Annotated in this window: 10 protein-coding genes; 4 read left to right on the top strand and 6 right to left on the bottom strand. The window is 58.9% G+C overall.

The window, feature by feature from the left end; all coding sequences use genetic code 11:
- Positions 1 to 9: 9 nt before the first annotated feature.
- Positions 10 to 1,737, bottom strand: a complete 1,728-nt coding sequence (locus Q0V31_RS16370; RefSeq protein WP_298189392.1) for an EAL domain-containing protein — start codon at positions 1,735 to 1,737, stop codon at positions 10 to 12.
- A gap of 394 nt (positions 1,738 to 2,131) precedes the next feature.
- On the opposite strand from Q0V31_RS16370, the gene Q0V31_RS16365 reads away from it, so the two are divergent.
- Genes Q0V31_RS16365 through Q0V31_RS16355 form a run of 3 tightly spaced genes read left to right on the top strand, consistent with a single transcriptional unit; the run spans position 2,132 to position 5,980 of the window.
- A complete protein-coding gene (locus Q0V31_RS16365) occupies positions 2,132 to 3,061 on the top strand; it encodes an alpha/beta fold hydrolase (protein ID WP_298189390.1) in 930 nt (309 codons plus the stop codon).
- A gap of 48 nt (positions 3,062 to 3,109) precedes the next feature.
- Complete coding sequence (locus Q0V31_RS16360; RefSeq protein ID WP_298189388.1) at positions 3,110 to 4,180, top strand: lipase secretion chaperone; 1,071 nt, start codon at positions 3,110 to 3,112, stop codon at positions 4,178 to 4,180.
- 15 nt (positions 4,181 to 4,195) lie between these two features.
- A complete protein-coding gene (locus Q0V31_RS16355) occupies positions 4,196 to 5,980 on the top strand; it encodes a hybrid sensor histidine kinase/response regulator (RefSeq protein ID WP_298189387.1) in 1,785 nt (594 codons plus the stop codon).
- Here Q0V31_RS16355 and Q0V31_RS16350 read toward each other — a convergent pair.
- From Q0V31_RS16350 to Q0V31_RS16335, 4 genes are all read right to left on the bottom strand, one after another.
- Positions 5,949 to 6,566: a response regulator transcription factor gene (locus tag Q0V31_RS16350; RefSeq protein WP_298189386.1), complete on the bottom strand. Its 618-nt coding sequence runs from the start codon at positions 6,564 to 6,566 to the stop codon at positions 5,949 to 5,951. The genes Q0V31_RS16355 and Q0V31_RS16350 overlap by 32 nt on opposite strands.
- 69 nt (positions 6,567 to 6,635) lie before the next feature.
- Positions 6,636 to 7,880, bottom strand: coding sequence for an outer membrane protein transport protein (locus Q0V31_RS16345; protein WP_298189383.1), 1,245 nt, complete (start codon positions 7,878 to 7,880; stop codon positions 6,636 to 6,638).
- 164 nt (positions 7,881 to 8,044) lie between these two features.
- Positions 8,045 to 8,524 carry a hypothetical protein gene (locus tag Q0V31_RS16340; protein ID WP_298189381.1) on the bottom strand — a complete coding sequence of 160 codons (480 nt, stop codon included), beginning with the start codon at positions 8,522 to 8,524 and terminating at the stop codon, positions 8,045 to 8,047.
- 228 nt (positions 8,525 to 8,752) lie between these two features.
- Entirely contained in the window at positions 8,753 to 9,607 is an 855-nt protein-coding gene (locus Q0V31_RS16335) for a sulfurtransferase (protein WP_298189380.1), read from the bottom strand.
- Positions 9,608 to 9,770: 163 nt separating this feature from the next.
- Between Q0V31_RS16335 and Q0V31_RS16330 the strand changes: the two genes are divergently transcribed.
- Positions 9,771 to 10,451 carry an MnmC family methyltransferase gene (locus tag Q0V31_RS16330; protein ID WP_298189378.1) on the top strand — a complete coding sequence of 227 codons (681 nt, stop codon included), beginning with the start codon at positions 9,771 to 9,773 and terminating at the stop codon, positions 10,449 to 10,451.
- Positions 10,452 to 10,603: 152 nt separating this feature from the next.
- Here the strand turns inward: Q0V31_RS16330 and Q0V31_RS16325 are convergent, their stop codons facing one another.
- Positions 10,604 to 11,665 carry an SMP-30/gluconolactonase/LRE family protein gene (locus Q0V31_RS16325; RefSeq protein WP_298189375.1) on the bottom strand — a complete coding sequence of 354 codons (1,062 nt, stop codon included), beginning with the start codon at positions 11,663 to 11,665 and terminating at the stop codon, positions 10,604 to 10,606.
- Between the last annotated feature and the right edge of the window lie 16 nt (positions 11,666 to 11,681).

The raw sequence follows: 11,681 nt of genomic DNA, 5'->3' as shown, positions 1-11,681 counted from the left end.
AAGCATGCCTTATTGGTATGAGTCATGGCTCTTAGTCAAGTCAGACTCTATTAGCGGCGTTGTTTGCAGGTATTCGCACAATTCCTGAAATGGCATCGGTCTGCAATAGAGGAAACCCTGCATGACGCTACAACCAAGGGCCAGTAATTTGCTTGATTGTTCCTGTAACTCTACCCCTTCGGCAATCAACGCAAGGCCCAGCGCCTGACCCATACGGACAATAGCCTCGATAATTGCAGCGTCGCTGCTATCGCTCAGCATGTCACGGACAAAGCTCTGGTCGATCTTCAAAACATCGATGGGCAAGCTCTTCAAGTAGGTCAGGCTGGAATAACCAATGCCGAAGTCATCAATCGCAATATGCACACCCATAGCCTTGAGCTCATTGAGCACATTGCTGGCCACATTAATGTCATGCGCCAGAACGCTCTCGGTGATTTCCAACTCCAGCATCGAGGGCGTAAGCCTCGTCAGCGTCAATGCATCTTTGACCATGCTGAGAAAGGATTCCTCACGAAACTGGATCGCCGAGATATTCACGCTGACCGGCACGTTCAGGCCCATTCGGATCAGCCGCTGTGCATCATGGCAAGCCTGTATCAGCACATAGCGGCCTATTGGGATGATCAACCCGGTTTCTTCAGCCAGTGGAATAAAATCAGCTGGCGAGACCAGGGTGGAATCTGGCTTGCGCCAGCGGATCAAGGCTTCCATGCCACAGATGGTGCGGTTCTGGGCATCGTATTTGGCTTGATAGAAAACCTCGAAAACCCCTTGCTCCAGGGCGCTGCGCATATTGCCTTCGAGCAGGTGGCGGGCGCGCGAAGTATTCTCAAGCGCTGGCGAGAAAAAACGGTAACGGTTACGGCCGAGTTTCTTGGCCTGGTACATGGCGGTATCGGCATGACGGTAGAGCGAGGCAAAGTCTTGGCTGTCGTCTGGGAACACGCCAACACCGGCGCTGGCCGTGATGTCGTAGCGCTTGTCATCGATGAACATCGGGCTGGCGATAATTTCCAGAACACGCTCGACGAAGTCGCTAATGGCGTCCAGGCGAGTCACCTCGGACAGCAGCATCACGAACTCGTCGCCACCGCGCCGGCTGACCGTATCAATCTTGCGGGAGAACTGGGTTAAACGTCGAGCAACCTCAGACAGCACGGCATCGCCAACCGCATGATCGACCGAGTCATTGATGCTTTTGAAGTTATCCAGGTCCAGCATCAGCAAGACCACCTTGCTCTGGTCGCGCTTGGCCTTGTGTAAGGCTTGCACGGCACGATCCTGCAGCAGGCTGCGGTTCGGTAACCCGGTGAGTTCATCGTAATAGGCCAGGCGCTTAGCAGCTTGGCGCAGACTCAAGTGCGCTCGGACGTGCACTTGAACAACGGGGATATTCAGCGGCTTCTTAATAAAGTCGATGCCGCCAAGTTCCAGTGCCTTGATTTCATTTTCTGTCTGGGTTTGCGCGGTCACAAACAGAATGGCGGCGTCACATAATCTGGGATCAGCCTTGATCTCCCGGCAGAGCTGAAAGCCACTCATGCCCGGCATTTGGATATCGAGCAAAATCAGGTCAGGGCGGCAGCGTCTTGCCACCTCAAGGGCCATCTGGCCATTGCTGGCGATATGAATTTCCCCCAGGTCCAGCACTGCCTGGCTAAGCACCAGTAGATCGCTTGGTTGATCATCCACGATCAAAATAGAGGGAGGAGCGATGGGCGTCGCCTCAATCATTAACGGTGCTCCAGAGGTTCCTTTTCTGCTAGAGAGACTAGTCGAAGAGTCAAGCGCCAGATGGTTTTGGCATTTCCCTATTCAATGCTCTAAGCGTTTGCGCATTTATACCACCGCGCTTACGGTCCTGCAGGGGGCAGATAAAAATCTAACGTAAGGCCTACTGCAGCGCTGGGAAAGGGCGGATTGAAGCGTGGCGTGACAGTTACCGTAGTCATCCTTAGGGTTGGTATCAACGGTGCAACCACGCTTTTTTGTAGTGGATAATAGGTTTAGTACGCCCTGAGCGGCTCACCCATCTGGGCGATGGCACTGCACCTGATGCCTCCTTACAGTTGCTGTTACGCCGGACGCAGTTCCCCGGCGTGCCAACAATAAAAATAAGGAGGCACCCATGCGTCGCGTTATTAGTACTGCTCTAGCTGCCGTTGCCTTGGTCGGTGCGGTCGAGGCCCAGGCTGTGGGCTACACCCAGACCAAATACCCCATCGTGTTGGTACACGGGGTGACCGGCTTTGACACCATCGGCGGTTTGATCAACTACTTCCATACCATCCCCTGGAACCTAGAACGCGATGGCGCCAAGGTTTATGTGGCCAGCGTGTCGGCGCTCAATGACAGCGAGCAACGTGGCGCGGCATTGGCGCAGCAGATTGTGCCGTGGGCCGGTGCCAATGGCGGTAAGGTCAACCTGATCGGTCACAGCCAGGGTTCACCGACCTCGCGCGTTGCCGCGTCCTTGCGCCCGGATTTGGTAGCCTCGGTAACGTCGGTCAACGGTGTCAACAAAGGCTCGAAAGTGGCTGATGTGTTGCGCGGGCTGATCCCTGCAAACGGTGCCATTGAAGGCGGCGCCAATGGTCTGGCGAATGCCATTGGTGGGGTGATCAACCTGCTGTCGGGCAGTAATAACCCACAGGATGGCTTAGCCGCGCTGAAAACCCTGACCACCACCGGTACTGCGGCACTGAACAGCCGTCACCCGTGGGGCGTGAACAACAGCAGCTACTGCGCCAAATCCACCGAAGTGCACAACGTGCGCGGGCACAACATCCGTTACTTCTCCTGGACAGGTAACGTGGCCTACAGCAACGTCTTCGATGCGGTTGATCCGTTCCTGGCGATCACTGGCCTGGCTTTTGGCAGCGAGAAGAATGATGGTCTGGTGGGTGTTTGCTCCACCTACTTGGGGCAGGTGATAGGCGATGGCTACAACATGAACCATGTGGATGCGATCAACCACTTGTTTGGTATCCACGGCTGGACTGAGCCGGTATCGCTGTACCGTCAGCATGCCAACCGCCTGAAAAACAAAGGCGTCTGACCTTGGCCCCGGCGGGCTGCGCTGTGCAGCCCGCAATCAGGAGGACATATGGTCCTGTCGTTGCGCTCCACTGCTCCATTGTTGTTACTGGCCGGCAGTGTTGCCGGCCTTACGCTTTATTGGCAGTGGCCAAGCGCGGCCATACCGGCTGCGCCTGCAATAGAGGTTGTCGGCAATCCTCCTCTAAGCGTTGCTCACATACCGCAGCTGAACAGCGCCAAGCCAGCACATGCAGTCGTAGGCGAACCTATGCACTTGCCGGGGTTGCAGGGCACCGAAGTGGATGGCGAGCTCAACGCGGACAGTGCCGGCAATCTACAACTCAACTTAGCGTTGCGTGACTATCTGGATTACTTCCTCAGTGCCGCCGATCAAGCCGGGCTGGAGGTTGTGGTGGAAGCCATGCTCAGCGATGCACGCGGCCGTTTGCCGGAGCCGGCGTTAGGTCAGTTTATTGGCCTGCTGGGCGATTATATGGATTACAAGCGCGCCAGCCTGGCGCTGCTACAGCAACCCATGAGCGCCGCTCAGCAACGCTCATCCGATGGCCAGCTGATCGCTTTGCAGCGCGCCTTTGAGCAGCTCGCGCAGTTGCGCCGTGCGCACTTCTCCAGCGCTGCGGCCGAAGCGTTGTTCGGCGCAGAGGAGGCCTACGGCCGTTACACCCTGGAGAACCTGGCGCTGATGGCCCGTGATGATCTCAGTGCGCAAGGCAAAGCACTGGCGCAGGAACGATTACGTGCTCAGTTGCCCGAGGCCATGCGCGCCAGCGAGGAACGTCAGGCTCAGGCGCAAGCGTTGCAAGTACACAGCGAGAAGCTTTGGCAGCAAGGTGCCAGCGAAGAGCAGGTGCGCCAGCTACTGGCCTTGACCTATGATCCGCCCACAGTCGAACGCCTGCTTAGCGAGCAGCGCAACGAGCGCGTATGGCAACAACGTTATGCCACCTACCAGCAGGAACTTGCCGATTTACAGGGTAATGGCCTTAGCACTGTGGATCAGCAGCGCGAGCAGCAACGTTTGCGTCAGCGTTTATTTAACGCCGATGATCAGCACCGAGTGGAAACCTATGACGCCATTGCCGCCAAACAGCAGGACAACAGCGCCCTCGAGCGATAGCGCAGGCCGCCAGCCATGAGCCTTGAGCAGCAGGAGCCTTTGCTGCTCATGCAACAACGCCGTGGCTATCGGGGCCTGCGTTTCAGTGACGTGCTGGAAGCCGATTTTGTAGAGCACCGGGTGCAGCGTATTCGTCGCCGCCTGCTACTGATCATGAGCACCGCAGTGGTCTTTCAGCTGGTGTACGCCACCCTCGATTTATTACTGCTCGCCCCGACGCTCAGCGCTAGTTTGCTGCCTGTGCGGGTGTTCGGCATAGGGGCAGCGCTGCTGGCTTATTTCTACTGCCGCCGTGCGCAAAGCCCATCGCGACGCACCTTGTTGGCTTATGTAACGGCCTACGGGCTGAACGGTGCCTGCGTTGCGGTGATTATACACCTGTGCTGGAGCCAGGGCGTGGCCATGCCCTATGACGGGCTGTTTCTGGTGCTGCTGTTTGGCTATGTGCTGCTGGGGGTGTCTTTCCGAGCCGTGAGCATGGCCTCCTGGGGGCTATGCGGTTGGTTCCTGTTGCTCGGCTATGTAGGCACGGGTGGGAGCGTGGCGCTGGGCTATCAGGGGATGTTTTTGCTGTGCGCTAACCTGATTGGCAGTGTCGGGGCGTACTTGCAGGAACACGGTCAACGCGGAGCCTGGCTCAACCTGCGCTTGCTCGATTTAGCCCGGCAGCGCGCTGAAACCGACGATGCCCGCAAGCTGCGTGTGTTGGCGGCGGCTAGCCATGATCTACGCCAACCGTTGAATGCCATGGGGCTGTATGCCCAGCATCTGCTGGAGCAAAACCAAGACCCTGACGTGCACCGTATCAGCAGCCGTTTAGCGATTGCCGTGGAGCAGCTCAGTCGATTGCTGCAATCGCTGTTTGATTACACTCGCTTGACCTTACCTGGCGGCGTTCAGCCCAAGCCGCAGGTATTTGCCTTACGTCCTCTGCTCGCGCGGCTAAGCGGTGAAACGCGTGCGGAGGCCGCCTCCTTGGGTATTGAGTTACAGATGCAGTGCGCGGACCTCTGGGTGCGCAGCGATCCCCTGTTGCTGGAACGGGTGCTGCGCAACCTGCTTAGCAATGCGTTGCGCCATGCCCAGGCACGGCATGTTTGGTTGCATGCCCGCGTGGAGCAGGGCGAGGTGCTGTTGCAAGTCGGTGATGATGGCCGGGGGCTAAGCGAAGCACAGCAAGGCCAGGTGTTCGAAGAGTTTCGCCAGCTGGATAACCCCGGACGTAATGCCGAGCGTGGTCTTGGCCTGGGCTTGGCCATCGTCCAGCAACTGCTGCAGTTGCTGGGCCATCGCCTTCAGCTGCACTCAAGCTTGGGCACGGGTGCACGCTTTATCTTGCACCTGCCACAGGCTGAAGCGGGGCAGTGGCAGGCCCCCGCTGCGCCGGTAAACGCCTTGAGTGGGCGGGTGTTATTGCTGGAAGACGATGCGCCGGGACGTGAGGCCTTGGCCGGTTTGCTGCAGCGCTGGGGTTGTGAGGTTTGGCCCTGCGCGGATCCAGCAGAAGCCATGCAGTGTTTGGCGCAAGCCCAGCCGCAGGTGTTGATCAGTGACTATCGACTGGCCGCCACTGAGGATGGCTTGCGTACCATCGAGCGTTTACGTGAACAGGCTGGGCGCATGCTCCCGGCCTTGCTGATCACCGCCGATGTCGGCGCGGACCTGCAGGAACGCTGCACCCGCGCACATGTCACCTTGCTCGGCAAACCCTTGTTGCCGGCCCGTTTGCGTCAGACCCTGGCGGTGTTGTTGCCCGCGCCTACAGCCGTTACAACCAGCCCCGTTGCCGCGCCGCACTGACACAGGCCGTGCGGGTATGCACGGCGAGCTCCTGAAACAGTGATTTGAGGTGGGTTTTCACTGTGTCTTCGGAAACACCGAGCTGACGGCTGATAGATTTGTTCGGCAAACCTTCGGCTAACAACTGGAGGATTTCCAGCTGGCGTGGGGTGAGTTGCGGTTTATCGCTTGCTTGCGGCGCAGGTAGGGTTTCGCCCAGCAGTACGCGGGTTAAGGCTTGGCGCAAGGCGTCGCTGTTAGCACTTTTCGAGATAAACCCTAGCGCACCGGCTGCCAACGCGGCCTGGGCATCTAAGTTGGAGTCGCTGGCGCTGAGGACTGCCACCGGGGTCATGCGGCCTTGTTGTTGCCAGCGTTGCAGCAACTCCAGGCCAGGCATGTCAGGCAGGCGCAAGTCCAGCAGGATCAGGTCGAAGCTGTGGTCTTGCAGGCATATTTCAGCGGCGGCAGCGGATTCGGCGGTGCGAATCTGCAGGTCGGCACAGAGCGGAGCGAGGGCCAGGCTGAGGCCATCGAGAAAAATCTGGTGGTCATCCACCAGCAACAGGCTGAGCTGTGCGGGCAGTTCGTTACAGAGTGCAGTCATGGGGCTGTCTCAGGCGGCATTTTTATTCTTGTGAGCGCCGCGCGAGTGTAACCCAAACCGCTGGTTGAATTAGAAGCGGTAGGTCACTTGCGTGCCCAGGCCATGGGCGGTGTTTTTGTAGGTGGCGCGGTAGTCGCCTTTATCGATGTGGGTGTTGTCTTCCATCAGGTAGGAGTAGGCCAGATCGACGGTTACATCATCATTCGGGCTCCAGGCCGTACCCAGGCTGAAGATTGTGCGGTCACCGGTAGGGATGCGCGGCGAACGGTCGGTGTTGTTAGTCGGCGACTGGTCCACGGCCAGGCCGGCACGCAGGGTCCACTGGCGGTTCAGCTTATAAGCCGCGCCTACAGCATGGGACCAGGTGTCGTGCCAGTTTTGCGGCTCGACGATGCTGTTCAGCCTGCTGGCCAGTAAGCCACCTACGCCTTTGTTATCGGCGCGGATTTCTTCCAAACGGCTCCAGCGTGTCCAGGTGCTGCCGGCATACAGGGTCCAGTCGGCATCCAGCTCATGGGTCACGGAGAAATCCACCGACTCCGGCGTGGTCAGTTCCAGTGACGCGTCGTAGGTGCCGGCTGATGTGGCAATGAAGCCGGGACCAGAGACCGTGGTGTCGCCTTTCAGGCGGTAATCCACCTTGGAGTGGTAGGTCAGGCCGAAACGAGTTTGCGGGGTGATCTCAAACAGCACGCCGAGGTTGTAGCCCAGTGCCGTGTCATCGCCCTTGATTTCGACCTTGCCGTCACCACGGGTGAGTGGATCATTGGCCGCCGAAGTCAGCTCGCCATCAATACGGTTGATGGTTGGGCCGAAACCGATCGACAGCTGCTCGTTGAAGCGGTAGCTCAGGGTTGGTTGCAGAGTAACCACTCGCACTTCGCTACGGTCGCCGTGATAACGGCCTTGGAAGTTGCGCTCGTAATCGGTGACCAAGCCAAACGGCACATACAGGCCCAGGCCGAAGCTCCAGTTATCGTCCAGCGGTTTGACGTAGTAGCCCATGGGCGCGCCGATGAACGGCACCATGTCGCCGTCATTGCTGCCGCGGGTGGAGCCGCTGGCGTCCTCGATATCGGTTTTCGCGTGGATCAGGGCAATGCCGCCGCTGACTTGTTCGCGCTTGATTCGCGCCATGCCGGCCGGGTTACCGAATACGGTGCTGGCGTCATCGGCAGAAGAGGAGCGGCCAGCAAAGGCGGTGCCCATGCTGCTGACGCTTTGTTCATTAATCGCGAAGCCACCGGCGAAGCTATGGCTGGCAGCAGTAGCAAGGGCAATAAACAGACTGGTCTTGACGACTCTTTTGGACACGGGGCAATCCTAGGTTTTAGCGGGAGGCGGAAATTAACAACTTTCCATGGGCCTTGCCAACCTTTGGGGTTCTCGGGCTGGAGCAGAATTATGCTGTCAAATAGCCGCTATCGTCTGGTAACTTCTGTTAGATTGTCGGACAACTGTGTTTGTCTGTTTAGGCTTCAGGCCACCTGGCTGAGGCTGCCGATGCAACGTTGCCAGGCAGCAATAAAGTCTTTGCTACGGCCATGGGGCCTGAACACTCGACGCCAGACCTGCGCCATGCCAAGCAGGTCGTCGGCTGCTGGCAATTCGCGGTGTTCGGCCTCAATCAGCATCCAGGCAATGGCCGTGGCGTAACGCAGGTTAACGGTCAGTTCCAGATGTGGCGCGGCGAGAAAGGCGTGCTGGCTGGCGAGGCCGCGCACTTGGCTGGCGAGCTCCGGGTCCAGCGCCAGGTGTTGATCCCAGAGCTGTTGGTGGCGCTGTGCGGTGATGCGGTAAAGGCCATGGCCGTGTTTGTCATCAAGGATTGAACCAAGCTCCGATTGGCTGGCGGCGGCACCAAGCAGCAAGGCTTCAGCGGCGATGGAGTGGCGACCCAAGTAGAGCAGGGTAGGGCGGATGATGTACTGGCTTATCTCGCAGGCGGCAATTCCCATAAAGCCCTCAGCAGCAGGTTACCGATGGGGCTGGGGCGCTGGCAGCTTTTGCTTGGTTTGATAAAGGCCCCACCGGAAGCGGGTTTAGCCGCTTATCTTCAAGTGTAGTGTGAGCTTATCGCTGTAAAGGATTGTTTTTAAATTGTTATCGGCAGTCGGTTGTTGCCTATATTCCAGTTGGTGCTAAAGCATGGCTGGCGGGCCCGACGGCATCACCAGCCAAAGGCGTTAGTCGCCGGTGGCGACCGGGCGAGCAGGGTCGGTGATCCATTCACTCCACGAACCGGCATACAGCGACGCCAGCGGATAGCCCGCCAGGCACAGGGCGAAAAGGTTATGACAAGCGGTCACGCCTGAGCCGCAGTAAGCCACCAGTTTGGTGGCTGGGCGCTCGCCGAGTTGCGCGGCAAAGCGTTGCTGCAGTTTTGCGGCGCTGAGGAAGTGGCCATCGCTGTCGAGGTTGTCAGTGAAGGCTGCGCACTGTGCGCCGGGAATATGCCCGGCAACTGGGTCGATCGGCTCGACTTCGCCCCTGAAGCGCGGCAGCCCGCGGGCATCCAGTAGGGTCATGTGGTTATTGCCCAGCTGCTGCTGCAGTTGTGCGGCGCTGACTAGAAGGCTGTCATCGGCGCTGCCACTAAAGCTGCCAGGTGTCGGTGACGGGATGGCTTGGGTCAATGCTCCACTTGCCTCGCACCAGGCTTTGAGGCCGCCGTCGAGCAGGTAAACACCGTCACGTTTCCCCAGCCAGGCCAGCAACCACCAGGCCCGTGCAGCAAAAGCGCCGGGGCCGTCGTCATACAGCACCACGTCGCTGTGCGTATTCAGGCCCCATTCGCGCAGGCGTTGCAGCAGTTTCGGCGGTTTTGGCAGTGGGTGGCGGCCAGTAATGCCTTTATGAATCGGACCGGACAGGTCGCGTTCCAGATCGGCAAATTGTGCGCCGGGAATATGCCCCTCGGCGTAGCTGCGCTGACCGTAGGCTGGATCATCCAGGGCAAAGCGACAGTCGAGAATCAACAGCTCGGGCTCAGCCAGGCGTTGTTGCAGTTGTGCAGCGCTGATCAGTTGGGCGAGGGGCATGCCAGTCATCCTGTGGGCAGAGGAACAGCAGGCATCATAAACCCAGTTGTTAGGCTGTCGAGGCCGCGCGTGCAGACAATTTATGCCGACAAGGCGCTGCATCTTTAGCCGTTTATGTGCATGCTGCCTGCCCGTTTGACTCTGACCCAGGTTGTTGCGACCCATGAAGCGTTTTGTATTGCTCGATACCGCCCCGATTCCCGATGGCTCCGGCGCACTGTGCCTGTTCGAATACGGTGAGGATTTTGTGATCAAGATTGCCGGCGGCGATGGTGGTCAGCTGATGAACACCCGTATGCATGGTTCCGAAGATGCCTTGGCGGCGATCCCCTGCAAGAAGGTCGCGGGTCGGCCCGACTCAAGGGTGCTGATCGGCGGCCTGGGCATGGGTTTTACCCTGGCGGCGGCGTTGCAGAACCTTGGCAAGACCGCCGAAGTGGAAGTGGCTGAGCTGGTGCCTGGGGTGGTGGAGTGGAACCGTGGTCCGTTAGGCGCCAAGGCTGGTTACCCGATCAACGATCCGCGTACGCGGGTGATTCAGGACGATGTCGCCAATTGCCTGAAGAGCGCCGATCAGCGTTATGACGCGATCATGCTGGATGTCGACAACGGCCCGGAAGGACTGACGCAGAAGCGCAACGGTTGGCTGTATTCGGCCCAAGGCCTGCAGCGCTGCTATCAAGCATTACGCAACAAAGGCGTGCTGGCAGTGTGGTCGGCCAGTGCCGACCAGCAATTCAGCGACAAGGTGCGTAAAGCCGGCTTTAAGGTGGAAGAAGTGCAGGTGTATGCCCACGGCAACAAGGGTACCCGGCACACCATCTGGATCGCCGAAAAAAAGTAGGCGAGTACTGCAACAAAAAAGCCCGCGCAGCTAAGCCGTTGCGCGGGCTTTTTGTGTAGGTGCTTTAGAGCCTGTTTCGGGTCTTGCGAGCTAGAGCGAAACAAAGCGTTTCAACGCAGCTTGGCCGACGCACAGCAGACCCGAGGCAGGTTTTAGCGAATTTTAAGCTTGCCGATCCGATCATTATCCAGGCTGCCAAAGTACAGGTAGTCACCCACCGGCTTGACCGAGGTGATCATGCGCAAGTGCGTGCCGCTGGTATCGTGCAGGCTCTGGGTGATTTTGCCTTGCTCACTCAAGGCGATAACAAAGCCATAGGGTACGGCCTTGGGCCAGAACGCTCGCGGCAGCTTGGCCAGTTGCGCCTTGGCCCAGGGTGAGCGGTGCAGCAGGTCGGCGTTGGCTTTACGCGGCGTTGGCAAAGCCACCCAGAAGGTACCGTTGCGGTCGCCCTGCAGGTTATCCGGCAGGCCCGGCAGGTTGTCGATAAAGATGTCGTGGCTGCCGGCCTTATCGCCTGTCAGCCAGAAGCGGGTGATGCGATAGCGGTAGGTTTCATTGACCAGGACGAAGTCTTCGTTGGCTGACAGCGCCACGCCGTTGGCGAAGTACAGGTCCTTGAGCAGTACCTTGGTTTCGCCGCTGGCCGGGTTATAGCTGAGCAGGCGGCCATGGGGGCGGGCTTCAAGCAGGTCGAGCAGGTAATCCGGTTGTTCAAAGCGCGCGGAAGCATCGCTGAAGTAGATGGTGCCGTCGCGGGCGATGTCGAGGTCATCGGTGAACTTGAAAGGCACGCCCTCGGCTTCAGTGGTCAGTACCTTGATCTGCCCCTGAGCATCGATACTCAGCAAGCCTTTGTAGGCGTCGGCGACGATCAGGTTACCGGCGGCGTCAAAGTCCATGCCCAGCGGCCGGCCTTGGGTGTTGGCGAAGGTTTCCAGGCTGCCATCGGCTTTGATTCGCACAATTGTGCCGTCATGCAGGCCACTGTAAACCAGGCCCTGGGCGTCCACGGCGGTGTCTTCCGGGCCGTGCACCTGGCCGCGGCCGAGCAATTGGGCTTTCATCAGGGTGTCGTTCGGCTCTAGCACACCGGTCATCGGTGGTGGGCTCGGCGCCTCCCAGGCGAGCGGGTCAATTGGGCTGGGCGTGACGACGAGGTAGATCGCCACTGCCGCGATCAGGGCCACAAGCAGGCCAAGCAGTTTCTTCATTGTTGTTATTCCCTGT

Origin of the sequence: uncultured Pseudomonas sp. (assembly GCF_943846705.1) — a bacterium.
In the GTDB taxonomy this organism is placed as follows: domain Bacteria; phylum Pseudomonadota; class Gammaproteobacteria; order Pseudomonadales; family Pseudomonadaceae; genus Aquipseudomonas.
This window is presented reverse-complemented; position numbering and strand designations above follow the sequence as displayed.